This window comes from Flavobacterium esculini (genome assembly GCF_048284325.1).
Taxonomy (GTDB): Bacteria; Bacteroidota; Bacteroidia; order Flavobacteriales; family Flavobacteriaceae; genus Flavobacterium.
In genome coordinates this window covers 63792-89232 of sequence record NZ_JBLVPI010000014.1, presented here as the reverse complement: position 1 = coordinate 89232, position 25441 = coordinate 63792, and the positions used below count along the sequence as shown (strand labels likewise).

Below are 25441 nucleotides of genomic sequence, written 5' to 3'. Positions count from 1 at the left end.
ATTACTTTTAATAAAAATCGACGTTTAATGTAACTTTTATAGCTCTATATTGAGCCACAGCCTCAAAACTATTCAATATCTTTTGGATAGTTTTTTTTGTGTTTACTATAGACGTATTTTGTGGAATTTTAATTATAATCGTTCGTATGTATTCATTTCTAATTCTGTTTATAGCGGGTTCCTCAGGGCCCAATACCGGCATAGCAAGATTTTGACTCATTACCTGATACAACCACATAGCACCTTCCTTTAGCTTATCAAAATCACGCTGTTTTAAGGTTAGTTTTATGATTCTGAAATAAGGTGGGTATTTATAGATTTGCCTGTCATACAATTGCTCTTTATACATTCCCGAATAATCATTATTGGTTACCTGCTGTATCGTATTGTGATTGGGATTATACGTTTGAATAATAACTTTCCCTTGTTTCTCCGAACGCCCTGCCCGACCTGCTACCTGCGTCATCATTTGAAAACTTCTTTCGAAAGCTCTAAAATCGGGATGATACAACATATTATCCGCATTCATGATTCCTACCAAACTTACATTGTCAAAATCCAATCCTTTAGCAAGCATTTGCGTTCCCACTAAAACATCAATTTCTCTATTCTTAAAACTATCGATAATTTTCTCAAAACCAAATTTACCACGTGTGGTATCCTGATCCATTCTTCCTATTTTTGAATTTGGAAAAATCGAAATCAATTCTTGTTCTATTTGTTCTGTTCCAAAGCCTTTTGTCGTCAAATCAACACTGGAACACGAATGGCAATGCGTAGGTTTTGCCATTGTATATCCACAATAATGACAACGCAACTGGTTTTTATGTTTGTGATAGGTCAAACTTACATCGCATTGCTGGCATTGTGGAACATTGCCACAAGTCATACATTCTATTATAGGTGAATACCCTCTTCTGTTTTGAAATAAAATCACTTGTTCACCTAATGACAAAGCTGTGTTGATTTCTTCAATTAAAACATCACTGAAATGTCCTGTCATTTTTTTGCGAAAGTATTTGTCTTTCAAATCCACCAATTCAATATTTGGCATCATCACGTTTCCAAAGCGTTTCGAAATTTCGACTAAACCATATTTCTCTGATTTTGCATTAAAATATGTCTCAATACTTGGTGTTGCCGAACCTAATAAAATTTTTGCTTTATGCGAATGAGCCAAAACCACCGCCGCATCACGCGCATGATAGCGTGGCGCTGGATCTACTTGTTTGAAAGTTTGTTCATGCTCCTCGTCAACAATTATAAATCCCAGATTATGAAAAGGCAAAAACAAAGCGGATCGCGCTCCGATTACCACTTGCGCTTTCTCTGAATTTGCCAAAACTTGATTCCAGACCTCGATACGTTCATTATTATTATATTTCGAATGAAAAACGGCTACTTTATTTCCAAAATAAGTCCTCAATCTCCCTACTAATTGCGTCGTCAAAGCAATTTCGGGCAATAAATACAATACCTGTTTTCCCGTTTCCAGATATTCTTCAATGAGCTTAATATAAATTTCGGTTTTTCCACTGGAAGTTACACCATGGAGCAAACAGACTTCTTTTTGAGAAAAACTATCTTTAATTTCTTCAAAAGCAGTTTGCTGTTCTTGGCTTAATTGCAGTTGATCTTCTCTTATTTTTCCATTGAAATTTACTCGGTCTTCCTGAAGAAAATAATCCTCGAATATCTCTTTTTCAATTAATGCTTTTATAATCGCCGAAGAGGAATGAGCCGCTTCAACCAATTTTTTAACGGTTATCGGTTTTTTCTCGGTAGCGCTCAATTGAAAATAACGCAGTACTATTTCCTTTTGCTTGTTGGCGCTTTTCAACGTTTCCAACAATTCACTCAAACCTGCATTCGAATCGTATTTAGAATGCAAACGCACGTAACGAACTAACTTTGGTTTGTAACTTTCTGAAATTTCTTCCTGAAGTACCAATATATTTTTGTCAATCAATTTCTGAATAACAGGAAAGATATTTTTCTTGTTTAAAATAGCTATAATGTCTTGTACTTTGAGCGAATTTTGCTGTTGCAAGGCTTGATAAACCAGGAATTCATCATCGGATAGCAGGCTTTCATCCACAAACAAATCTTGCTTTTGAGAAATTATGGTTTCGCTTTCGAGCAAAAGTGCACTTGGCATCGCGCCTCGATACACATCACCAATAGCACACATATAATAAGAAGCAATCCATTGCCAATGGGTAATTTGGATTTCGGTAACGATAGGTTTTTCATCCAGAATTTGGTGGATTTCTTTGGCTTCGTATAAAGTGGGTTCATTTTGATGAATTTCAATAACCAGCGCCGTGTAAATTTTACTTTTACCAAAAGGCACTGCCACACGCATTCCTTTCTTAATATAATGAAATTCGGCTTCAGAAACGCTGTAGGTAAAAGTTTTAGCAAGAGAAAGGGGTAAAATTACTTCGACGAAATGCATTTTTAAGTTTTAGGTATTTATTATTATTTGGATAGGTATTGAACTCATTCTATTTGAATTAACTTTTTACACGGTACCAATATTGTGTTCGTCCAAACAATGAAATCCCTATAAAACCTCGAACTTTAAGTTTGTCTTTTGATTCTAAAGTAATGTAACATTTATAAAGCTTCCCGTTTTTGGGATCTAAGATTTTACCTCTTGTATATTCATTTCCTTCCTTTGTCAATCCTTTTATCACTATCATTCCAAGAATAGGTTTGTTTTTATCCTCGCCTGAACAATTACTACAAACCTTTTTTCTATGTTCTTGTTCGAGAATTTCAATTACTTTACCATAAATTTTTCCAGATTTCTCGTAGATTTCCACTATTGATTTGGCTTTTCCAGTTTCATCATCAATCGTTTTCCATTTACCAATAACCGTTTGATTTTGACCATAGAAAATAGTAACAAAAAACAGTGTTATAATAACTAATATCCTTTTTTTCATGATGGTTGATTTTTTGTTCTCGCAAATTGAGAGACCTCAAATTAATTAATTGTAAAATTAAACATTAAAAAGGAAAAGATAGTAATGAATAGCAGGAAATAGCTTCCTAACTTCATTGGATTAAATCCTGAGAATTATTTAAAAAAATGTTCCGTCTGTTATTACGAAAACGTTTGAAACTTTAAATTTAGCTTCTTTACGTCTTTGTCACCCGAAATAAAATCAATAAATTAGCCACTTGAAATTCTATACAAAAAACAACAATGAAAAATACTGCGCTTACGCACATACACGAGAATTTGGGAGCAAAAATGCTTCCGTTTGCCGGATACAATATGCCTATTTTATATGAAGGTGTGAATGCAGAACATGAAACGGTTCGAAATGCAGTAGGTGTTTTTGATGTTTCTCACATGGGTGAATTCTTGCTTACCGGACCAAATGCCTTGGCTTTGATACAAAAACTAACTTCTAATGATGCGTCTACTTTGACAATTGGAAGAGCACAATATTCTTGTTTACCAAACAATGATGGCGGAATTATAGATGATTTAATCGTATACAAAATAAAAGAGGAGCAGTATTTATTAGTTGTAAATGCTTCGAATATTAATAAAGATTGGGATTGGATTTCGGCTCATAACGACTTAGGAGTCGAAATGAAAAATTTATCTGATGATTATTCGCTATTGGCAATTCAAGGTCCTAAAGCTGTTGAAGCCATGCAATCATTATCTTCTAAGGATTTATCAGCTATTCCGTATTACCATTTTGAAGTCGGTGATTTTGCAGGAATTGAGAACGTAATTATTTCGGCTACAGGATATACTGGTTCCGGAGGATTTGAGATTTATTGCAAAAATTCAGAAGTAGAACAAATTTGGAATAAAGTTTTTGAAGCTGGTGCTTCTTTTGGGATTAAACCAATAGGTCTTGCCGCTCGTGATACGTTACGATTAGAAATGGGATTTTGTTTGTATGGAAATGACATCAACGACAGTACTTCTCCTTTGGAAGCTGGTTTAGGATGGATTACTAAATTCACCAAAGAATTCACGAATTCAGAAAACCTGAAAAAACAAAAAGAAGCAGGAGTTACTAAAAAATTAGTGGCTTTTGAAATGCAGGAACGTGCGGTGCCAAGACACGATTATGAAATCGTTGATACTACCGGAAATTCTATAGGAATTGTAACTTCGGGAACCATGTCACCATCAATGAATAAAGGAATTGGTTTGGGTTATGTAACTGTAGAAAACAGTGCTTTGGAGAGTGAAATCTTTATCAGAATCCGTAAAAATGATGTTCCTGCCAAAGTAGTGAAATTACCTTTTTACAAGAAATAAAAATAAATGAAGAAACTTTTACTTGTATTCTTGCTGACTACATTTTCACTTTTAGGTCAAAATGAGGTAAAAACTTGTGAAACACTTTCTAAAATAAATGCGTTAATACAACGTGAACATATTAATCCAAAACCGGTAGACGACAGTTTATCGGTTTTTGTTTTTGATAGTTTTATCGACCAACTTGATCCTTCGAGAACTGTTTTTCTAAAATCAGAATATGATATTTTATCTCAAAAATACCGTTTTAATATTGACAACCTCATCAAAGATAAGGATTGTACTTTTCTGACCGATATTGCTTCTGTTTACAAAAAGGATATTTTAAGAAATAAGAACATTTTAGAAAAAATCGATAAAGAAACTATCGACTACGAAGGGAAAGATACGATTCGATTTTATAAAAAAGCATTTCCAATCTATTTGGTAGACAATCAAGTCGAAAAAGTTTGGAGAAAAAAAATTCGATACGAAATTCTGGATGATGTTTCTCAAGTAAGCAAAAATCTGGATTCTATTAAAACCAATTTTAATGTATTGGCCATTCATTCGAAAAACATTATTATTCAAAATGAACTTTGCAGAATAAATAGCATTTTACAAAATGAATCGAACTTAGCCGAAAGTCTATACAATCATTTTTGCAGTTATTTCGACCCACATACCGCTTATTTTAGTGATGATTCCAAGTCAAGTTTTGTAGCTTCGTTATCCAAGGAACATTTATCATTAGGACTAAATGTAAGCTTAAATGAAAAAAGTGAAATTATTGTAGATGAATTAGATCCAAATGGTCCCGCATTTTTAACTGGAAAAATAAAAAAAGGAGATCAGATTATTTCAATTTCAAACCTAAAACAGACTTTACTGGTTTCTTGTGCTTCACTGGAATCTATTTCGAACATGATTCTCTCAGAAGCCAATAAAAACATCATATTAACACTGCGCCGTAATTCTGGAAAAAATTTTGAAGTACTAATCGAGAAGCAAGTCATAAAAGACGAAGAAAACACTGTTTACAGTTTTATTGTTGAAAAAGACAGCAAAATAGGATATATAAAAATCCCTAGTTTTTATGCAGATTTAGAGGGCTACAGCGGTAAAGGTTGTGCTCAAGATGTTGCCAATGAAGTAATAAAATTAAAGAAAGATAACATTAAGGGATTAATTATTGATTTAGTGGATAATGGGGGCGGATCGATGGAAGAAGCGATAAAGTTAGCCGGAATGTTTATTGATAACGGTCCAATATCCGTAGTAATTGACAATAAAAAAGGGAAAACTACAATTTATGATCCCTATAAAGGAATGATTTACAAAGATCCAATTGTACTTTTAATAAATGGTAATTCAGCATCAGCGAGTGAATTTTTCGCATCGGTTCTTCAAGATTATCATCGGGCATTATTAATCGGCAGTACTACTTTAGGAAAAGCAACTATGCAAACCATAGTCCCTTTAGAAGAAAATGATACTGAAAATTTTATAAAATTAACCATCAATAAATTTTACAGAATAACTGGGGGAAGTCATCAAAGTGTAGGTGTATTTCCAAATGTTCAAATGCCGGAAATCTATGAAAAAATCTTTCAAAAAGAAAATGACTTTCCTACAGCTTTCAAAAATGACAGTATTGATACTTTTATTAAATTTAAACCTTATGTGAAAAATCATTTAATTCAAAATGTAGCAGAAAACAGTAAACTCCGAATCATTAACGATTCTTATTTTAATGCTATAAAAACGATTAATAGACGAATCGATGATTTAGTAAACCAACCAAAAAAAGCAATACCATTGACAATTGATATGGTTTTTGAGGAACAAAATGAAGTCAGTAATTTATGGGCCGATATTAATTCTTTTGATTCCGGAAATATTAATTTGAATGTTTACAATTCAAATTTCAACAAATTCCTTCTGGCCATTCATCCATTAGAAAAAAGCAACAATCAATTCCAGTTAGATGCATTAAAAAAGAATCATTATTTAAATGAAGCCATTACGATAATTGAAGATTTTAATACTTTGAAGTAAAATAATACTACAAATTTATTTAAATTAGATAAAAGAATTTAATTTGATTTTGGTAAAATAAGGAATAACTGTATTTTTGCAAATCAAAATAATAAACTAGCAATGGGAAGAGCGTTTGAGTTCAGAAAAGGAAGAAAAATGAAACGTTGGTCAGCAATGGCCAAAGCATTTACCAGAATTGGTAAAGATATTGTGATGGCTGTAAAGGAAGGTGGACCAAACCCTGATGCCAACTCAAGATTGAGAGCAGTTATTCAGAATTCCAAGGCAGTTAATATGCCAAAAGAAAACGTAGAACGTGCAATCAAAAAAGCAACCGATAAAGATACCGCTAACTATAAAGAAGTTTTATTTGAAGGATATGCTCCTCATGGAATTGCAATTCTGGTTGAAACCGCTACTGATAATAATAACAGGACCGTTGCTAATGTTAGAAGTTATTTTAACAAATGTAACGGAACAATGGGAACACAAGGTTCGGTTGAATTTATGTTCGACCATACGTGTAACTTTAGAATTCCAGCAAATGGAACCGACCCTGAAGAATTAGAATTAGAATTAATCGATTTTGGTGCAGAAGAAGTTTTTGAAGACGAAGATGGTATATTAATTTATGCGCCGTTTGGAAGTTTTGGAACTATTCAAAAAGAATTAGAAAACAGAGGATTAGAAATTCTTTCTTCCGGATTTGAAAGAATTCCTCAAATAACTAAAAAACTGTCTGAAGCTGAAGTTGCCGATGTGGAAAAACTAATTGAAAAATTGGAAGAAGATGATGACGTGATGAACGTGTATCATACAATGGAAGAAGAATAGCTATCAAATCGCGGTTTTAATATTACATCTTAACTCCAGAGTAATCTGGAGTTTTTGTTTATATACCTTCTAATTTATTTATAACTAAGAAACGGAATATCACTTAAACTGAAAAACTCCATCAACTTAAAGCTGATGGAGTTTTTTATCTTAATACTTGATTCTAAAATCTCAGTACTTATTTTATAAATTCAATTTTTTGCGCTTCTTCTTCGTTAATACTGTCAAAGAAACCTTGTTCATTCATCCAGTCATCACTAAACACTTTACTCATGTATCGAGAACCATGATCAGGGAATATGGCAATTACATTACTGTTTTTATCAAATTCACCTTCGTCAGCATATTGTTTTATTGCTTGCATTACTGCTCCAGAAGTATAGCCTACAAATAAACCTTCTTTTTTTACAATTTCTCGGGCAGAATGCGCACTTTCTTCATCAGTAACTTTCATGAACTTATCAATAAGGTCAAAATCAGTTGCAGATGGAATTAAATTTTTACCTAAACCTTCAATTCTATATGGATAAATCTCATCGTTATCGAATTCTCTGGTCTCATGGTATTTTTTTAATACCGAACCAAAAGCATCAACTCCAAGAATTCTAATATTAGGGTTTTGTTCTTTTAAGTATTTTGCTGTTCCAGAAATGGTTCCTCCTGTACCGCTGCATGCGATTAGGTGTGTAATTTTACCATTTGTTTGTTTCCAAATTTCAGGGCCAGTAGATTTATAATGTGCATCAATATTCAATTGATTGAAATATTGATTGATATAAACAGAACCTTTAGTTTCCTCGTGCAAACGTTTGGCTACATTATAATACGAACGCTCATCATCTGCGGAGACATGTGCAGGACAAACATAAACTTTTGCTCCCAAACTGCGTAACATGTCTATTTTATCCTTAGATGATTTAGAACTTACTGCTAAAATACAGTTATATCCTTTTATGATACTTACCATCGCTAAACTAAAACCGGTATTCCCCGATGTAGTTTCGATAATGGTGTCACCAGGAGATAAAATCCCTCTTTTTTCAGCTTCTTCGATTATGTATAATGCTATTCTATCTTTAGAAGAATGTCCTGGATTAAAAGCTTCTACCTTTGCATAGAAATTACCTTCTAACTCTTCGGTGACTTTATTTAGCCTAATAAGTGGAGTGTTACCTATTAATTCTAAAACATTATTATAAGCGTTTATTTCTTCTTTCATAAAAAAATAGTTAGTCGCAGGCAATTTTTAATTTAACCACGAACGTTGCAAATTTAACAAAAAAAATCTAATTACTTTTTAATTTTCTCTAAATCTAATAAAAAACTAAATTCTTTTGCTAATTCCTTTATAGCTTCAAACCTCCCAGATGCTCCTCCGTGACCTGCATCCATATTGGTATCCAGATATAAAACATTTGCATCCGTTTTAATTGTTCGTAATTTTGCGACCCACTTCGCTGGCTCCCAATATTGTACCTGTGAGTCATGAAGACCTGTAGATACGTACATATTAGGATAATTTTGTTTTTTTATATTGTCGTAAGGAGAATACGACAACATGTATTTATAATATTTCTTTTTATTTGGATTCCCCCATTCATCATATTCTCCAGTTGTAAGCGGTATACTATCATCAAGCATGGTAGTAATTACATCCACAAAAGGTACTTGTGCTATGATTCCATGATACAATTCAGGTGCTAAATTCACCACAACTCCCATCAATAAACCTCCGGCAGATCCCCCTTCGGCATATAAATGTTCCGGGGAAGTGTATTTTTGATCAATCAGAAATTTAGAGCAATCGATAAAATCAGTGAACGTATTTTTCTTTTTTAATAATTTTCCGTCCTCATACCATTGTCGTCCCAAATCTTCACCGCCTCGAATGTGCGCTATCGCAAATATAAATCCTCTGTCCAATAATGTTAATCGTGTAGAAGAAAAAGTGGCATCCATAGAATGTCCATAAGAACCATAAGCGTATTGCAACAAGGGATTATGCCCGTCTTTTTTCAACTCTTTTCTGTACACCATCGAAATTGGAATTTTGGTTCCATCTTTTGCTGTTGCCCAAACACGTTCTTCTTTATAATTATTTTTATCGAATTTGCCTCCAAGAACCTGTTGCTCTTTTTTGACCTCTTTTTCCTTGGTTGTCATATTGAAATCAATAACCGAAGAGGGAGTTGTCATGGATTGGTAGCCGTAACGCAAAATTTCTGTTTCAAAATCAACATTGGTTGTGGTGTAAGCGGTATAGGTTTCGCTTTCAAAAGGCAAATAATACTCCCCTTCCCCATTCCAAGGCATAATCCTGATTTTGTTCAAACCATTCGAGCGTTCTTCAACTACTAAATAATTAGCAAAAATTTCAATGTCTTCCAATAAAACATCTTCTCGATGCGCTATAACTTCCGTCCAATTTTCTTGTGATGTGGATGTTTCCAGCGTTTTCATCAATTTAAAATTTTCGGCATCATCTTTATTGGTTAAAATATAAAAACTGTCTTTATAGTGATTAATGCTATATTCTACTCCTCGGATTCGTTTTTGAAAAATTTCAAATTTTCCATCCGGATTGTCTGCATTCAGAATTCTATATTCGGTTGTCAGGGTACTTCCAGACTCAATTGCCAGATATTTTCTGGATTTAGATTTTGCAACTTCAACATTATACGTATCATCTTTTTCAAAATAAACTAAAACATCATCCGCTTGTTTTGAACCTAATTTATGTTTGAAGACTTTATCAGATCGCAACGTAACTTCGTCCTGCGAAGAATAAAAAATGGTTTTATTGTCATTTGCCCAAACAGCAGTTCCTGTAATCTTTTCTATTTTATCTTCTAAAATTTGATTGGTTTCTAAACTCTTAACCTGAATAGTATATATACGTCGCCCAATCGTATCCGTGCTAAAAACAGCTAATTTATTATCCGGACTAATACTCAAACCACCCAATTGAAAATAAGATTGTCCTTTGGCCAACTCATTACAATCGAACATGATTTCTTCTTTTGCCGAAAGACTTTCTTTTTTTCGAGAATAAATAGGATAATCTTTTCCAGTTTCAAAACGGGTGATGTAGTAATATCCATTATATAAATAGGGAACAGACTCATCATCTTCCTTAATTCTCCCCTTCATTTCTTCAAATAATTCCTTTTGGAACTCTTTGGTAGGATCCGTCATTTTATGGTAATACTCATTCTCTTTATTCAGGTAATCAATAACCTCAGGATTTTCTCTATCGTTTAACCAAAAGTAATTATCAACTCTTGAATCACCTAGGTTTTCTAATGTTTTTGGAATTATTTTGGCAACTGGTGGTTGTATATTTTCTGGCATCGTTTGCTCTTTATATTTAAGTGAAGCTACAAAAATAGCACAAAGACATTTTAAAACGATTCAATTTTCTATCTTATTTAACATGCTTATTAACCCGAATGTAGTAATTTCGTAGTTCAATATTTAAAATTTATCAAAATGGATTTAATGGGAATGATGGGAAAACTTAAGGAAACCCAACAAAAAATAGAAGACACTAAAAAGCGTTTAGACACTGTGCTTATTGACGAGCAAAGTACCGACGGTTTGTTGAAAGTTACTTTGACAGCCAACAGAAAAATAAAATCAATCACTATTGACGATTCTCTTTTAGAAGACAAAGAACAACTGGAAGATTATATGATTTTAGTCCTAAATAAAGCGATTGAAAAAGCGACTAAAACAAATGAAGCTGAACTTGATGCTGTTGCAAAAATGGATATGCCAATGATTCCAGGAATGGATAATCTTTTTAAATAAAAAATTTAAAGTTTAAGGTTTAACATTTTTTGATTGCGATAAAAACTTTAAACCTTAAACTTCAAACAAATTTTCCAAACAGAATTACACTAATTTTTGTAGGGTTTCCATAACATACGTATGCATCACTTCACGGTAATCAAGATGCGTTACTATTCTCAATTTTCCATGCCCCATAGAACTTATCGAAATGTTTTTTTGTTTTAACAATTCAATTAAATTCTTTTCAATGCAATTTGGAACTAATGAAAAAATCAAGATATTAGTCTCCACCGGCTCTACCGAAGCTACCCAACTTACGTTTTTTAACACTTCGGCAATTTCTTTAGCTCTTCGATGGTCATCGGCAAGACGCTCCATATTATTATCTAAGGCATAAATTCCGGCTGCCGCCAAATAACCAACCTGACGCATTCCGCCGCCTAATATTTTTCGGATTCGCAACGCTCTGTGAATCGTCGCTTTGTCAGCCAGTAAAACCGAACCTATTGGTGCTCCCAAACCTTTAGACAAACAAACCGAAATAGTATCGAATAGTTTTCCAAATGCCTTAGGATCTTGCTTTTTGGCTACCAATGCATTCCAGATTCGGGCGCCATCCATGTGAAATTTCAAATTATTGGCATCGCAAACCTGCTTTATTTTTTGTAAATCTTCCAATTCATAACAAGCACCGCCACCTTTATTAGTTGTGTTTTCCACACAAACTAAACTCGTTAACGGACTGTGATAGAACTCTGGATCATTAATTGCTCCAGCCACTTGTTCCGCAGTTATCATTCCGCGATTTCCGTCTAATAAACAGCAGGAGACACCGCTGTTAAAAGAAACACCACCACCTTCGTAATGATAGACATGCGCATATTTATCAGCAATTAATTGTTCCCCTGGTTGTGTATGTAATTTTATAGCCGTTTGGTTTGCCATAGTTCCTGATGGAAAAAAAAGCCCTGCTTCCATCCCGAACATTTCGGCAACTTTAGCTTCGAGCTCAATTACAGTCGGGTCTTGTTTGTATACGTCATCTCCCACTTTGGCATTCAACATATGCACTAACATTTCGCGAGAAGGTTTGGTAATCGTATCGCTAACTAAATTTATTTCCATATCTATTTTTATTTTCAGTACGGACAATTCAAGAATTGTCCCTTCGTAAATTTTTTCTATTTTTGTGCCACAAAATTACATAATACCGTTTGTTAATTCAAGCTAGTTCAGTTAAAACTAATCTAAATGAATGATATAACGGCATTTTGTATAAATATTGGAAAACCGACCTATTTAATTTAATATAATTTATGACAACTACCGAACAAATAAAGGGTATTGTAGAGCGCCTTGGTGCGTTGAGGAGGTATCTTTGACGTTGATGCCAAACTAATTGAAATTTCAAACGAAGAAGAAAAAACTTTTGCTCCCGACTTTTGGAACAATGCAAAAGAAGCTGAAGTCATTGTAAAAAACCTTAGAAACAAGAAAAAGTGGATTGAAGATTACAACAAAGCAGTCGAAATGACTGATGAGTTGCAACTCGCCTATGATTTTTATAAAGAAGGAGAACTTACGGCCGAAGAATTAGACGAGCAATACTCGACTACTGCCAATCATATAGAAGCAATAGAATTCAAAAACATGCTTTCGGACGAAGGCGATACTTTGAGTGCTGTTGTGCAGATAACTGCTGGTGCCGGTGGAACCGAAAGTTGCGATTGGGCCGAAATGCTCATGCGCATGTACATGATGTGGGGCGAAAAATATGGATACAAAATAAAAGAACTGAATTTCCAAAAAGGAGAATCTGCGGGTATAAAAACCGTAACACTCGAATTTGAAGGCGATTATTCTTTTGGCTATTTAAAAGGAGAAAACGGCGTACACCGATTGGTTCGAATTTCGCCTTTTGACAGTAATGCTAAGCGTCACACCTCATTTGCTTCCGTTTATGTTTATCCGCTTGTAGATGACAGTATCGAAATTGATATTAATCCGGCTGATATTGAAATTACAACTTCAAGATCCAGTGGCGCAGGTGGACAAAATGTAAATAAGGTCGAAACCAAAGTACAATTATTTCACAAACCAACGGGAATTCAAATACAATGTTCCGAAACACGTTCCCAACAAGATAACAGACAACGTGCGATGCAAATGTTACGGTCTCAATTATACGAAATTGAGCTAAAAAAGAAACAGGCACAACGCGCTGATATCGAAGCTGGTAAAATGAAAATAGAATGGGGTTCACAAATCAGGAATTATGTGATGCAGCCCTATAAACTAGTAAAAGACGTTCGAACAGGTCACGAAACCAGCAATGTTGACGGCGTTATGAATGGAGAAATTGATGAATTCTTGAAAGCCTATTTAATGATGATGGGACAGAAAGAAGAGGAATAGTTTTCAGCTTTCAGTCTCTAACTTATTATTTCTCCCGAAGTTTCGGGAGAAGGAGAAATCCCAAATTTTATATAAAAATCCTCTCCACTTTCGTTTATCGAAATGTTTGAGAGGATTTTTTTTTAATTATAATAGCTTATTTTCAGACGTTTAATGTTCTAAGATTTACAAACCGCTTTTCAAAACATTAAAATTCCCCATAATAATTGTTGGGTTTCGTTTAGGATCTAACCAATTTACCATCAACTTCATATTTTCTTCATCAATAGCAACACAACCAGCAGTAAAAAGAGGTTTTTTAACAGCCAAATGAAAAAATATTGCACTCCCTTTTCCTTTTATAATTGGGTTCATATTATATTCTATAACCATACAATACTTGTAAGCATCAGTCTTTAATAATAGATTTTCATACGATTTTGCATTGGTAGCACCTTTCACATACGTATTGTAGTCCTCTGAATTAGGATCATCAATCCATTTATCTTCGGCAGTTGTTTGTTGGTTTTCCAATAGTGTGTTTAGTTGTTTTTCATACGTATATAATTTTCCAAAACTAAATATTCCTGTTGGGGATTTTCCATCACCTTCACGTTTATTAAGTGGCGGTGCAAAACCATTTTTACCAATACCAACTTTTACTGGACCATATTTCACCAACCACTTATCTTTTTTCTCTAATGCTACAAAAAAAGCAGTAGAACTTTCCGGTTGATAATTGTACACTACCAATAATTGTTTGCTATTTTCTAACTTACTTTTATTAAGCGCTGCAATTAATAATGCATTTTTAATCGTAGTAGTATTTGTTTGAGCCTTTAGGGTATCACAAAAAAATAGTATTGCAAGCAAAAACAAAAATGGGTTTAAAAGTTTCATTATTTTGGGGATATTATTAAATAGCCATCAAGAAAATCACATTAGCATTCTAAATTCGAATTGTATTCTTACTTACAAACGTAGCAAATTTATCATAAAACTATTATACTGTTCTAACTCCAATTTTTTATTCTACGAATTTTAAAACTTGGTAATAAATAAAGCATTAGGAATTTTAACTCTAAATTGCTTTATTTGATAAAATTACCAAATTCAAATCTAATACGTAATGAAATCCTATTCCATCCAAGAAATAAATGAAATTTTAAAAGGGGTTATTGTCGGAAGTACGATCCAAAATATCACTGCTCCTGAACAACTTGAAGCAGCTAATGAATCCGAAATTTCTTTTATTGGAAACAAAAAATACGAAAAACTTTGGGCAACTTCTAAAGCTTGTGTTGCAGTTGTAAACGAGGATATTTCGATAGAGCCAGGAGAAAACAGAGCTTTTATTAAGGTGAAAAATGCGGATTTAGCCATGTCGCAAGTTTTAGCTCTTTTTGCCCCTCCAACCCCGTTATTTAACATTGATATTCATCCAACTGCAGTTATCGACCAAACAGCGATTATTTGTAATGGCGTTAGAATTGGCGCAGGTTGTTACATAGGCCCTAAAGTTGTACTTGGTGACCATACAACACTATATCCTAATGTTACTGTTTTGGATGAATGTACCGTAGGAAAAAATACTATAATCTGGTCAGGAGCTGTAATCAGAGAGCGTTGTCACATAGGAAATGATTGTATTATACATCCCAATGCGACAATTGGAGCAGATGGTTTTGGTTTTCGACCGGATCCCGAAAGAGGTTTGGTTAAAATCCCACAAATTGGAAATGTTATTATAGGAAATAGTGTTGAAATTGGCGCCAATACCTGCGTTGACCGAGGGAAATTCAGTTCTACCGTTTTAGGTGATGGTTGTAAAATTGATAATTTAGTCCAAATTGGCCACAACAGTAAATTAGGCCGTTTTTGTATCATGGCCGGAAATAGTGGATTGGCTGGTTCCGTAACACTAGGAAACGGGGTTATAATTGGCGGAAGCGCTTCTATAAAAGACCACACCACTATTGGCGACGGTGCCATTGTAGGTGCTGGATCTGGTGTTACGGGAGATATTCCTGCAGGAAAAACCATGTTAGGCTATCCGGCCGTTGAAGCTCGTGATGCATTAAAACAATGGGCAATTTTGAAAAGACTCGTAAATGATTCGAAAAAATAAATTATCACTTTTTTATTAAATTCATAAAAAAACAGAAGTTACCTTCTGTTTTTTTGTTTTAATGTCAAACATACATTCGATTTTCTTTCTAAACCAATTAAAATAATAAAATTTATTTCGTTGGATTTTGTATTTTAGCGCAAACTATTTTTTTAATATTCTTTCATCATGGATTTGAATTTCAACAAAAACGAAGACCACAATAAACTTTTACTTTCAGCATTGCGACAAAAATTAACGGTCGTTAAATTAGGTGGTGGTGAAAAACGCATCCAAAAATTACATGGTGAAGGCAAAATGACCGCTAGGGAACGCATCGATTATTTGCTTGACGCCAAAGCTAAAAGCATAGAAATTGGCGCATTTGTTGGTGAAGGAATGTATGCCGAACACGGCGGATGTCCTTCAGGTGGTGTTGTGGTTAAAATAGGTTATATCAAAGGAAAGCAATGTATTGTTGTGGCCAATGATGCTACCGTAAAAGCGGGTGCTTGGTTTCCAATTACCGCAAAGAAAAACCTACGTGCGCAGGAAATTGCGATGGAAAATCGGCTACCAATCATTTATTTAGTAGATAGTGCAGGCGTTTATTTGCCTTTGCAAGATGAAATTTTCCCGGATAAAGAACATTTTGGTCGGATTTTTAGAAATAATGCCCAAATGAGCAGCATGGGAATTACCCAAATCGCTGCTGTAATGGGAAGTTGTGTTGCCGGTGGGGCCTATTTGCCAATTATGAGCGATGAAGCTTTAATTGTCGAAAAAACGGGAAGTATTTTCCTTGCGGGAAGTTATTTGGTGAAAGCTGCCATTGGCGAAAGCATTGATAACGAAACATTGGGCGGAGCAACCACACATTGTGAAATTTCAGGTGTGACAGATTATAAAGCCAAAGATGATAAAGACGCATTAGACAAAATAAAAAATATAGTTGATAAAATAGGTGATTTCGATAAGGCGGGTTATAGCCGAATTAAATCGGAAAAACCAGCATTTGACGAAAATGAAATCTATGGTATTTTGCCAAAAGCTCGTAATGAACAATATGACATGATGGAAATCATCAATCGTTTAGTTGATAATTCCGAATTTGAAGCATACAAAGATGGTTACGGACAAACCATTATAACCGGTTATGCCAGAATTGACGGTTGGGCAGTAGGAATTGTTGCCAACCAACGAAAAGTGGTAAAAACAAAGAATGGCGAAATGCAGTTTGGAGGCGTAATCTATTCCGATAGCGCGGACAAAGCCACCCGATTTATCGCTAATTGCAACCAAAAGAAAATCCCTTTAGTATTCGTTCAAGATGTTACCGGTTTTATGGTAGGATCTAAATCAGAACATGGCGGAATTATTAAAGATGGTGCGAAAATGGTGAATGCCGTAAGCAATTCAGTTGTTCCAAAATTCACAGTTATTGTTGGAAACTCCTATGGAGCAGGAAATTATGCCATGTGTGGCAAAGCCTATGATCCAAGATTAATTTTTGCTTGGCCAAGTGCGGAACTAGCCGTTATGGGTGGAACGCAAGCAGCCAAAGTATTGGCACAAATTGAAGCTTCTTCGCTTAAAGCAAAAGGGGAAGTTGTGGATGAAACTAAAGAAAAAGAATTATTCGATAAAATAAAGGCACGATATGACGAACAAGTTTCGCCCTATTATGCTGCCTCCAGATTATGGACTGATGCCATAATTGATCCTTTAGACACCCGAACCTGGATTTCTATGGGTATCGAAGCGGCCAACCACTCGCCTATTGAAAAGAAATTTAATTTAGGAGTTATTCAGGTTTAAATTCCGGACAGCAAATTTCTAAATTTAGATCGCAGTCAGTGTTCAGGAAAAACTTACGTAGTTAAAAACATGAAAAAAACAGCTCTATACCTCTTTATAGTATTCTTTTTTGTTCAATGTGCTTCCATAAAAAAGCACAACAAGCATTTGAATGATTTGATATCGGAAGAGAAGTTAAAATCGGATGTTGATTTTACTTATCGAAAATTACAGGAATTACACCCCAATTTATACTGGTATATAAGTAAGGAAGCCTTAGATTATAAATTTGACAGTCTAAAAGCAACAATTACAAAACCAATAACCTCTTTTAATTTTTACAAAAAATTAAGTCCAGTGGTTGCTGCGGTGCGACAAGGACATCTTTTGGTTTATCCACCAACGAAATTATTGACAAAAGCAGAAACCAAAGTCTTAATTAAAAAAGGAGCGGGCCCTTTTTCACAATTTGATTTTGAGCTTTTCAATGAAAAATTGTATGTTGTAAAAAACAAGTCATATGACAAAACTATAAAAATAGGAACTGAAGTCATTGCTGTAAACAATACAAAGCCAAGCGATTTAATTCAGGAATACAACCAATATTATAGTTCTGACGGTTATAATACCACTTACAAAACCAATTATTCAGGCAAACGTTTTTCTACACTATTCACCAATGAATATGGAATTAAGGATAGTCTGAAATTTGATTTCAAATTTAATGATAGCTTAAAAACCATTACAATAAAAAGAAAAAAGAAAGATACAAATGGCACGCATTCTAAAAAAATCAAAAAAAAGCGGGTTCTTAAAGATAAAGCCAAGTCGAAAGAAATCAGAAAAAAGAAAAAGGTTAATGGTTATTATTCCGTTGAAAAAAATTATAATCGGAACCTGCACTTTTTAGAAAAAGACAGCAGTATAGCCATAATGAAAATTAGAAGTTTCAAAATTGGCGATTATAAAACTTTTTACAAAGAAAGCTTTAGTAAAATTGCAATGCATCAGTCAAAAACGCTTATTATTGATTTTAGAAATAATGGAGGCGGAAGAGTAAGTGAAATTGTCGATTTATATTCCTTTTTAGCAGATTCCACTTTTGTATTTTTGGATAAATCTGAGGTCGTTTCAAAATCGAGCTTATTTAAAGGAGCCTATCTAAGCGGTGGTTCTTTTGGTTTTAAAGCTTTAAAAACGATTTTTTCGCCAATAGTGTATAGTTATTTACTGTTCACTGTTCATAAAAACCTAAACGGAAAAAATTACTATGCAACACAAACTAAGCCTCATAAAGTGAGTAAAAATGCTTTCAAAGGAAAAATTTATGTTCTTATCAATGGCGGAAGTTTTTCGGCTTCAAGCATTATTTCTTCTAATTTAAAAGGTTCCAAAAGAACCTATTTTGTAGGCGAAGAAACAGGTGGAGCCTATAATGGGACCGTTGCTGGTTTTATGCCTCGTGTAAAATTGCCAAATACTAACATCCAAATTCGCATTGGATTAATGTATATGGCTCCTTATTTCAAAACAACTTTAGAAGGTCGTGGCATATTTCCTGATATGCAAATAATTCCTACAATTGAAGATCGAACAAAAGAAAATGGCCCTGAAATGAATTGGATTTTAGATGATATAAAATCAGGCATTTAAAAAATCGTTTCCAAATTTATAATATACTTTACACACTCAACAAAAACTTAGAATCAATATTTAATTAATCTTTATATCATTGATTAATAGTTATTTGTATCTTTGTTTTGTCTTATTAAACAACAAATACCAATCGTCTTTACTATCTTATTTTTTTCAATGCAATAAAGTAATTTCTGAATATTTAAATTAATTAATTCTCAGAAAAAATGAAAAAGATTCCGATTGTATTCTTAAGCATGGTGCTGCTATTTGTACAGTTTGTTACTGCACAGACAGCATCTGAAAATGAGATTTCATCTGAACAAAACAAAAAAATTTATTTAGAATCCGGTATTAATCTATCATTGCCGGTACACATTCAAATGTATCGCTCCCATAAATTTGAAATTGGCATTAACATAAGGGCATGGAAAAAAGTTTCACCAAAATGGGACTTGGGTGTTAAAATCGATTATGATTACTGGCTTGTAAAAAAAAACACACCTACATTAACACCTGAGAGCACATTAAAAGAAAGGACCTTATACAGTAACTTTAGTATCTTTTCCATAAAGGTTAATACGCAATATAGTTTTACTCCCAAATGGTATTGGGGAATAGAATCCGGATTAGGGTACGCCCTTTCAGATGCAGACAGAAAATTCGGATTAGGCTTTGTATCTGAATTTGGCGGAGGAGCCCAGCAATTTGGACTTTCTTCAGCTTTCTATATGGGAAGGTATTTTATCATTGGTAGTAAAAAAAACAAACTCGGTTTATCAATGGATTTCACTCAATTTTTAGCACATGGTCATGCTGAAAATAGTCTTGGTCTCAAGGTAAAATACCGTTTCATATATTGAGTTTTCTTATCGCTAATACCGCTTTTTTATTAGAAAACGGTATTCCGGTTCAATAATAGTCAAAAATAAATGCTTTAAATTTAAAAAAAAATATTTTTATATATCTATAAAAATCAGTAACTTAGTGTTAATTATTTTAAATTATAGTATTATGAGCAACGTAAAAAATTTAAATAAGTGGGCAAATGCACACACTTATTTATCACTTGATTTGGTACGAATAGCACTTGGAATCTTTTTGTTTATGAAAGGAATTTCTTTTATAACAAACATCCAATACTTACAAGATTTAATATCTCCAATCGACAAAATTGGTGGGGGAATGTTTCTGATACATTACATCGCACCGGCACATATGGTTGGGGGAATAATGATTGCTTTTGGTTTACTTACCAGATGGGCAATAATAGCGCAATTACCAATACTGATTGGGGCAATTATTGTAAATTTTATGGGAGAAATGCATTCGCAAAATTTATCGTTAGCAATACTCATACTAGGAATTTGCGTCTTTTTCTTATTTTATGGAAGCGGGAAACATTCAGCCGATTACTATTTTAAAATGCAACAATAATAAAAAACTAAAAAAGCATCCCGTTTTTAAACAAGATGCTTTTTTATATCAAGTAACTAGATAGAATATTCTAAATACGTTCCAGAATTTCTTTCCTCTTTATTTTCCCATTTTGGGTTTCTATAAATTTTGAAACATAAAACACTTCTTTGGGTTTTTCATATTTGTCTAAACCATCAAAAATCGTTTCGTCCAAAGGTTGTTTTTCACCTTCGATAATTAAGGCTAATTTTTCGCCCAAAGTAGCATCCTGAATTCCAGTCACAAAAAATCTTGAAAGAATTTTATTCGATAACTTTTCCTCAATTTGTTCGGGAATCAATTTAATTCCTCCGCTATTTATTACATTATCAATTCGACCTAAAAAAACAAATTCATTTTCATTTATCAATTCGACCAAATCATTCGTTACAATTGTTTCTTCTGAGATTTTTGGCGCATTGATAACCAGACAATTTCTATCATCCTGAGATATTTTTATGTTAGGTAAGACAGTGAATGCCTTCTCTCCTATTTTCTTGGCAGCGATATGCGTAATTGTCTCTGTCATGCCATAAGTTTCATACCCTTTAGTACTCAATTTAGAGAGGCTTTTTTCTAGCGGACTACTCATTCTAGCGCCCCCAACAATCATTTTCTTTACGTTTTTTAATTCCGTTAATGAATTTTCAGCCTGCAAAGGTACCATCGAAACAAAATCATATTTAGTTTCATTATGCAACAGCGGATGCGAGCTTGGCGCAACAAAATCCATGTCAAGCCCCAAAATAAAACCTCTGACAAACATCATTTTTCCTGCTATATATTTCGTTGGCAAACAATGTAAGGCTTTGTCTCCTGGACGTAAATCAAAAAAATCGCCTGTTGCCAAAGCCGAATTTACCATGGCCTGTTTATCCATATGAATAATTTTTGGGCTTCCTGTAGTTCCAGATGTATTTAATTCGATGTAGCTTTTTTTATCAAACCAATCGAGTATAAAATCCCCAACAGATTTTTCGTGCTCCTCACCTTCTTTAATAAAACTGTACGCTACTCTACATAAATCTTTTCGATTCAGATGAAACCCATTTAGCTTAAAATGATTATTCACGTTTTTGTAAGTGATTTTATCCATGGTAATTATATTGATTTTAAATGATTATAAGGTGTTGGTTCTTCCATTTTTCCTGTTAATTTTTCTTTCCAGTTTGTCCAATTGTATTTTTTATTAAAGATAAATAAAAGTATCGGGTAAATGATTACAACAGGCAATATAACATCTACACCAGCCGAAGGCTCCGAAATATCTTTAAAAATAGAATGGGTTTGAAACGCAGACCAATCAGAAGTCACTAATAAAGCACTAACTAAATTATTGGCAGCATGAAAACCTAAGGCCAGCTCCATTCCTTCATCCATCAAGGTAATGATTCCTAATAATAATCCTGTTCCAATGTAATACACTAAAACAATGTTCCCTATTTTAGAAACTTCCGGATTTGAAATATGCATGGCTCCAAAAATAACAGAAGTCATAATTAATGGGAACCATTTATTTTTAGCAAGATTCGCAAAACCCTGCATCAAATAGCCCCTGAAAATATATTCTTCGGTACTGGTTTGAATTGGTATTAATAACGTTCCTATAATAACTAAAATTACAAATGGAATGGGTTTAAAATTAATTACAAAATCACTTGGATTCGAAAAATAAAATAATACTGTTGACAGAATGGTGAAAATTGACCAAATAGAAAACGAAAACAATACCCTGTTCCAATCTACCTTAATTCTTGATGTAGTTATGGAAAGCATCGTTTGACGGTGCAAATATTTGACAACAAATAAAATTCCAAGCATTGCAAAAACAAATGAAATTAATATCAAAAACAAAGTCAAATTTGGTTCAAAAAAACGCATAATATCATTATTGGTAGTAGGATATGGTTTCCCTTTTACAAGTGTTTCATAAAACAACGCAATTAGTAAAGGTGCCTGACCTAAAAAAGAAGCACAAATAATTATTACTGATCCTAAAATATACTTCCAAAACTTATTCTCAGACTTTATTCCTAGTTCTATAAACATAGATTTTTTATTTTTATATAGTATTAAAATTAGAGTAACAAATTTTACTTTTGTCACTCTAACAATAAAATTTTAATTCTCAATTTACTTAAAAAACAGATGATACAAATATACCACAATCCGCGTTGCGGAAAATCAAGAAACTGCCTCACTTTTATAAAAAAATCCGAAAAAGAATTTGAAATCATTAATTATCTTGACAACATTCCAACATTTGATGAATTAAAAAGTCTTATTCAAAAATTAAATTTTGAACCTCTTGCATTAGTGCGCCAAAAGGAGAAAATTTGGATAGAAAATTTCAAAAATAAACCAATGACGAATGACGAAATCATTGAAGCAATGGTTTCTAATCCAATTCTGATTGAAAGACCTATTGTCATCAAAGGAAACAAAGCAATAATAGGTAGAGATCTAGATCTTGTGACTGATTTACTATAATTAAATTAACACTTTTTTATGATTTACAAATTAAACCAAAGCTGTTTTCTACAATCTAAAAAGAAAAACTAAAACTACAAAAATGCCCAAAAAGTTAAAAACCCTTTTAGCGCTTGCATTCTTATTTACAAGCCTAATAAATTTTGCTCAGGAATCTAGCCCTGTACAAAAAGTAAAAGTAAGCGGAAAAGTAATTGAAAAAGTGAGCAAGCAACCGTTAGAATACGCAACAATCACATTCATAAACGCTAAAAACCCAAAAGCACTTGCCGGCGGAATTACAAATGCAAAAGGAGAATACAGTATTGATGTGAATCCTGGCATTTATAATATAAAAATTGAGTTTATCTCTTTCAAATTATCTGAAATCAAGGAAAAAAGCATTCAGCAAAATATTAATTTAGGCACAACTGCCTTAGATGAAGATGCGGCGCAATTGAATGAAGTGGTCATAAGAGCTGAAAAAACGACTGTTGAAATAAAATTAGACAAAAAAGTCTATAATGTGGGTAGCGATTTAATGGTAAAAGGAGGAACAGTTAGTGATGTTCTTGACAATATTCCATCAGTTTCAGTGGATGTGGAAGGAAATATAAGTCTTCGTGGTAATGACAATGTAAAAATACTTATCGATGGAAAACCCTCAAATGCGATAAATATAGCTGATGCATTGCGATTAATTCCTGCTGATGCTATCGAAAAAGTAGAAGTTATAACGAATCCTTCGGCCAGATATGATGCGGAAGGCGGAGGTGGTTTATTGAATATTATTTTAAAAAAAGGAAAGAATCTGGGACTAAATGGAACTTTTATTGCTTCTACAGGTTATCCTGAAAATTATGGCTTGAGCGGTACTTTAAATTTTAAATCAAAGAATTTTAATCTTTTTACCAATCAAGGTTATAATTACAGAAGTAGCCCTGGAAATATGATTACAAATACTGAATATTTAAATTCCGATAATTCGATTCGAAATTATGTGGATGAAAATAGAGATAACGATAGATTCAGCAAAGGTTATAATGGGAATTTTGGTATCGAATTGTATATAGACCAATCTACTTCGTGGACTAATACTTTTAATTACAGAAAAAATAATGGTGATAACACGGATAATGTTTTCCAAAAAAACTATAATGCTAACCGTGTTTACGACTATACTCGAACTCGTATCAACAAAGAAGACAGTAAAAGTGAAAATGTAGAGTTTGCAACAAATTTTATCAAAAACTTTAAAAAAGACGGCCATAAATTAACTGTTGACGGTTCGTTTTCCTCTAACGACGATAAAAATAACGCTTTAATTACTGACACATCCACAAATTCAAGTGCAGTTTTATTTGATAAAACGATAAACAATCAAACTCAAAACAGAAATTTACTTCAAGCAGATTATGTTTTACCTTTGGGAAAAGGAAGTCAATTTGAGGCAGGATATCGCGGTGATTTCTCTAAATTAGTCACTGATTACCAAGTGCAAAATGATGGAGTGATTGACCCAAACTTCACCAATACATTAGAATACAAAGAAAAAGTGAATGCCATTTACACGCAATATGGTATGAAAGTAAATAAATTTTCAGCCCTTTTAGGATTGCGTTTTGAAGATTCAAATATAGAAATCAACCAATTGGCAACGAATGATTTCAACACTAAAAAATACAATAACTTCTTCCCTAGTGCTTTCTTGACTTATGAACTTTCAGAGAAAAGTAGTGCTTCCATAAGCTATAGCCGAAGAATTCAAAGACCTAGAGGGAGAATGATCAATCCATTCAGCAATTTATCCAGTAACATCAATATTTTTATGGGAAATCCTGATTTAGATCCGGCATTCAGTGATGCTATTGATTTAGGATATCTCAAACGTTGGGATAAATTAACCTTCAACACTTCATTATACGTGAACAAAACCAGCGGTGCATTCCAATTTGCAAGAAGAGAGTCTGGCGATTTTGTAAATGGAACACCAGTTATTTTCAGTTCCCCAATAAACTTGGCTACAGAGTATAGAACTGGATTTGAATTTACCTTAAATTATTCTCCATACAAATGGTGGAAATTAAACGGGAACTTCAATTTCTTCAGAAACCAAACACAAGGTGATTTTAAATATATTGATTTTAATGATAAAGAAGTTATACAAAATTTTGACAATACAACAACTTCCTGGTTCGCTCGTATAACATCAAAAGTTAATTTACCCTACAAAATTGACTGGCAAACTAATGCAACCTATAATGGCCCACAAGACAACGCACAAGGTAGAAGTCTAGGTAATTTTAGTGCCAACTTAGCATTCAGCAAAGATGTGATGAAAGACAAAGGAACCCTTTCTTTTAATGTAAGTGATGTATTCAATTCCCGAAAAAGAATTATGGAAACAAATCTTCCAGGCGTGCTGAATTCTTATTCTGAAATGCAGTGGAGAGTAAGACAGTTTAACGTATCATTTACGTATCGTTTCAACAAACCTAAAAATGAAAAAGAAAAACCTAAGAAAAATCAAAATGAAAATGGCGATGGAGGCGATTTTCAAGGATAAAATAATAGGGACTCGTGAAAACGGGTCCTTTTTTATTTAAGAATAAATCTATTACAATTAATGCTCTTCCTTA

The 25441-nt window shown here is 33.4% G+C and carries 20 protein-coding genes; 12 read left to right on the top strand and 8 right to left on the bottom strand.

The genetic code is table 11. The features are described 5' to 3' along the window. Positions 1 to 7: 7 nt before the first annotated feature. Both priA and ACNQGG_RS12725 read right to left on the bottom strand, forming a co-directional pair. Positions 8 to 2458 (bottom strand): replication restart helicase PriA, encoded by a 2451-nt coding sequence (gene priA, locus ACNQGG_RS12730; RefSeq protein WP_417964537.1) that lies wholly within the window; start codon positions 2456 to 2458, stop codon positions 8 to 10. A 58-nt stretch (positions 2459 to 2516) separates the two neighbouring features. Continuing rightward, positions 2517 to 2951, bottom strand: coding sequence for a DUF2147 domain-containing protein (locus ACNQGG_RS12725; RefSeq protein ID WP_417964535.1), 435 nt, complete (start codon positions 2949 to 2951; stop codon positions 2517 to 2519). 263 nt (positions 2952 to 3214) lie between these two features. Here ACNQGG_RS12725 and gcvT point away from each other — a divergent pair, with 263 nt between their 5' ends. The 3 genes from gcvT (at position 3215) to ACNQGG_RS12710 (ending at position 7150) form a co-directional block, all read left to right on the top strand. Next, positions 3215 to 4297, top strand: a complete 1083-nt coding sequence (gene gcvT / locus ACNQGG_RS12720) for a glycine cleavage system aminomethyltransferase GcvT (RefSeq protein WP_417964533.1) — start codon at positions 3215 to 3217, stop codon at positions 4295 to 4297. Positions 4298 to 4303: 6 nt separating this feature from the next. Continuing rightward, positions 4304 to 6334: a S41 family peptidase gene (locus ACNQGG_RS12715; protein WP_417964531.1), complete on the top strand. Its 2031-nt coding sequence runs from the start codon at positions 4304 to 4306 to the stop codon at positions 6332 to 6334. Between the two features lie 102 nt (positions 6335 to 6436). Further along, entirely contained in the window at positions 6437 to 7150 is a 714-nt protein-coding gene (locus ACNQGG_RS12710) for a YebC/PmpR family DNA-binding transcriptional regulator (RefSeq protein ID WP_417964529.1), read from the top strand. Positions 7151 to 7328: 178 nt separating this feature from the next. On the opposite strand, the gene ACNQGG_RS12705 is transcribed toward ACNQGG_RS12710, so the two are convergent. After that, positions 7329 to 8369 carry a cysteate synthase gene (locus ACNQGG_RS12705; protein WP_417964527.1) on the bottom strand — a complete coding sequence of 347 codons (1041 nt, stop codon included), beginning with the start codon at positions 8367 to 8369 and terminating at the stop codon, positions 7329 to 7331. A 71-nt stretch (positions 8370 to 8440) separates the two neighbouring features. Beyond that, complete coding sequence (locus ACNQGG_RS12700; RefSeq protein WP_417964525.1) at positions 8441 to 10501, bottom strand: S9 family peptidase; 2061 nt, start codon at positions 10499 to 10501, stop codon at positions 8441 to 8443. A gap of 138 nt (positions 10502 to 10639) precedes the next feature. Between ACNQGG_RS12700 and ACNQGG_RS12695 the strand changes: the two genes are divergently transcribed. Then, on the top strand, positions 10640 to 10960 hold the full coding sequence (locus ACNQGG_RS12695; protein ID WP_035671607.1) for a YbaB/EbfC family nucleoid-associated protein: 321 nt from the start codon (positions 10640 to 10642) through the stop codon (positions 10958 to 10960). A gap of 84 nt (positions 10961 to 11044) precedes the next feature. Here the strand turns inward: ACNQGG_RS12695 and ACNQGG_RS12690 are convergent, their stop codons facing one another. Continuing rightward, complete coding sequence (locus ACNQGG_RS12690) at positions 11045 to 12067, bottom strand: threonine aldolase family protein (RefSeq protein WP_417964523.1); 1023 nt, start codon at positions 12065 to 12067, stop codon at positions 11045 to 11047. A 191-nt stretch (positions 12068 to 12258) separates the two neighbouring features. Here ACNQGG_RS12690 and prfB point away from each other — a divergent pair. Then, a protein-coding gene (prfB, locus tag ACNQGG_RS12685) for a peptide chain release factor 2 (protein WP_417964521.1) occupies positions 12259 to 13357 on the top strand; the annotation gives its coding sequence in 2 pieces (ribosomal slippage) (positions 12259 to 12321 and positions 12323 to 13357; 1098 coding nt in all). 165 nt (positions 13358 to 13522) lie between these two features. Here the strand turns inward: prfB and ACNQGG_RS12680 are convergent. After that, positions 13523 to 14236 (bottom strand): L,D-transpeptidase family protein, encoded by a 714-nt coding sequence (locus tag ACNQGG_RS12680; RefSeq protein ID WP_417964519.1) that lies wholly within the window; start codon positions 14234 to 14236, stop codon positions 13523 to 13525. A gap of 229 nt (positions 14237 to 14465) precedes the next feature. On the opposite strand from ACNQGG_RS12680, the gene lpxD reads away from it, so the two are divergent. The 5 genes from lpxD to ACNQGG_RS12655 all read left to right on the top strand — a co-directional run bounded on the left by lpxD (position 14466) and on the right by ACNQGG_RS12655 (position 20312). Continuing rightward, positions 14466 to 15464, top strand: coding sequence for a UDP-3-O-(3-hydroxymyristoyl)glucosamine N-acyltransferase (gene lpxD / locus ACNQGG_RS12675; protein ID WP_416858382.1), 999 nt, complete (start codon positions 14466 to 14468; stop codon positions 15462 to 15464). 168 nt (positions 15465 to 15632) lie between these two features. Then, entirely contained in the window at positions 15633 to 17261 is a 1629-nt protein-coding gene (locus ACNQGG_RS12670; protein WP_417964517.1) for an acyl-CoA carboxylase subunit beta, read from the top strand. Between the two features lie 69 nt (positions 17262 to 17330). Continuing rightward, positions 17331 to 18893: a S41 family peptidase gene (locus ACNQGG_RS12665; protein ID WP_417964515.1), complete on the top strand. Its 1563-nt coding sequence runs from the start codon at positions 17331 to 17333 to the stop codon at positions 18891 to 18893. Between the two features lie 209 nt (positions 18894 to 19102). Then, complete coding sequence (locus ACNQGG_RS12660; protein WP_417964513.1) at positions 19103 to 19738, top strand: hypothetical protein; 636 nt, start codon at positions 19103 to 19105, stop codon at positions 19736 to 19738. Positions 19739 to 19889: 151 nt separating this feature from the next. Next, complete coding sequence (locus ACNQGG_RS12655) at positions 19890 to 20312, top strand: DoxX family protein (RefSeq protein WP_417964511.1); 423 nt, start codon at positions 19890 to 19892, stop codon at positions 20310 to 20312. Positions 20313 to 20382: 70 nt separating this feature from the next. On the opposite strand, the gene ACNQGG_RS12650 is transcribed toward ACNQGG_RS12655, so the two are convergent. Beyond that, positions 20383 to 21429, bottom strand: coding sequence for an AMP-binding protein (locus tag ACNQGG_RS12650; protein ID WP_417964509.1), 1047 nt, complete (start codon positions 21427 to 21429; stop codon positions 20383 to 20385). Between the two features lie 5 nt (positions 21430 to 21434). Further along, positions 21435 to 22382 carry a CPBP family intramembrane glutamic endopeptidase gene (locus tag ACNQGG_RS12645; RefSeq protein ID WP_417964507.1) on the bottom strand — a complete coding sequence of 316 codons (948 nt, stop codon included), beginning with the start codon at positions 22380 to 22382 and terminating at the stop codon, positions 21435 to 21437. Positions 22383 to 22481: 99 nt separating this feature from the next. On the opposite strand from ACNQGG_RS12645, the gene arsC reads away from it, so the two are divergent. Next, positions 22482 to 22823: an arsenate reductase (glutaredoxin) gene (arsC, locus tag ACNQGG_RS12640; protein WP_417964505.1), complete on the top strand. Its 342-nt coding sequence runs from the start codon at positions 22482 to 22484 to the stop codon at positions 22821 to 22823. Between the two features lie 82 nt (positions 22824 to 22905). Continuing rightward, the gene (locus tag ACNQGG_RS12635; protein ID WP_417964504.1) at positions 22906 to 25368 is read left to right on the top strand and encodes a TonB-dependent receptor; all 2463 of its coding nucleotides are present in this window, start codon (positions 22906 to 22908) and stop codon (positions 25366 to 25368) included. Positions 25369 to 25441: the final 73 nt, after the last annotated feature.

What these genes read in the sequence shown, in the direction of transcription:
- priA (WP_417964537.1), bottom strand. Translation starts at nt 2,458, where the DNA reads ATGCATTTCGTCGAAGTAATTTTACCCCTTTCTCTTGCTAAAACTTTT.
- ACNQGG_RS12725 (WP_417964535.1), bottom strand. Translation starts at nt 2,951, where the DNA reads ATGAAAAAAAGGATATTAGTTATTATAACACTGTTTTTTGTTACTATT.
- gcvT (WP_417964533.1), top strand. Translation starts at nt 3,215, where the DNA reads ATGAAAAATACTGCGCTTACGCACATACACGAGAATTTGGGAGCAAAA.
- ACNQGG_RS12715 (WP_417964531.1), top strand. Translation starts at nt 4,304, where the DNA reads ATGAAGAAACTTTTACTTGTATTCTTGCTGACTACATTTTCACTTTTA.
- ACNQGG_RS12710 (WP_417964529.1), top strand. Translation starts at nt 6,437, where the DNA reads ATGGGAAGAGCGTTTGAGTTCAGAAAAGGAAGAAAAATGAAACGTTGG.
- ACNQGG_RS12705 (WP_417964527.1), bottom strand. Translation starts at nt 8,369, where the DNA reads ATGAAAGAAGAAATAAACGCTTATAATAATGTTTTAGAATTAATAGGT.
- ACNQGG_RS12700 (WP_417964525.1), bottom strand. Translation starts at nt 10,501, where the DNA reads ATGCCAGAAAATATACAACCACCAGTTGCCAAAATAATTCCAAAAACA.
- ACNQGG_RS12695 (WP_035671607.1), top strand. Translation starts at nt 10,640, where the DNA reads ATGGATTTAATGGGAATGATGGGAAAACTTAAGGAAACCCAACAAAAA.
- ACNQGG_RS12690 (WP_417964523.1), bottom strand. Translation starts at nt 12,067, where the DNA reads ATGGAAATAAATTTAGTTAGCGATACGATTACCAAACCTTCTCGCGAA.
- ACNQGG_RS12680 (WP_417964519.1), bottom strand. Translation starts at nt 14,236, where the DNA reads ATGAAACTTTTAAACCCATTTTTGTTTTTGCTTGCAATACTATTTTTT.
- lpxD (WP_416858382.1), top strand. Translation starts at nt 14,466, where the DNA reads ATGAAATCCTATTCCATCCAAGAAATAAATGAAATTTTAAAAGGGGTT.
- ACNQGG_RS12670 (WP_417964517.1), top strand. Translation starts at nt 15,633, where the DNA reads ATGGATTTGAATTTCAACAAAAACGAAGACCACAATAAACTTTTACTT.
- ACNQGG_RS12665 (WP_417964515.1), top strand. Translation starts at nt 17,331, where the DNA reads ATGAAAAAAACAGCTCTATACCTCTTTATAGTATTCTTTTTTGTTCAA.
- ACNQGG_RS12660 (WP_417964513.1), top strand. Translation starts at nt 19,103, where the DNA reads ATGAAAAAGATTCCGATTGTATTCTTAAGCATGGTGCTGCTATTTGTA.
- ACNQGG_RS12655 (WP_417964511.1), top strand. Translation starts at nt 19,890, where the DNA reads ATGAGCAACGTAAAAAATTTAAATAAGTGGGCAAATGCACACACTTAT.
- ACNQGG_RS12650 (WP_417964509.1), bottom strand. Translation starts at nt 21,429, where the DNA reads ATGGATAAAATCACTTACAAAAACGTGAATAATCATTTTAAGCTAAAT.
- ACNQGG_RS12645 (WP_417964507.1), bottom strand. Translation starts at nt 22,382, where the DNA reads ATGTTTATAGAACTAGGAATAAAGTCTGAGAATAAGTTTTGGAAGTAT.
- arsC (WP_417964505.1), top strand. Translation starts at nt 22,482, where the DNA reads ATGATACAAATATACCACAATCCGCGTTGCGGAAAATCAAGAAACTGC.
- ACNQGG_RS12635 (WP_417964504.1), top strand. Translation starts at nt 22,906, where the DNA reads ATGCCCAAAAAGTTAAAAACCCTTTTAGCGCTTGCATTCTTATTTACA.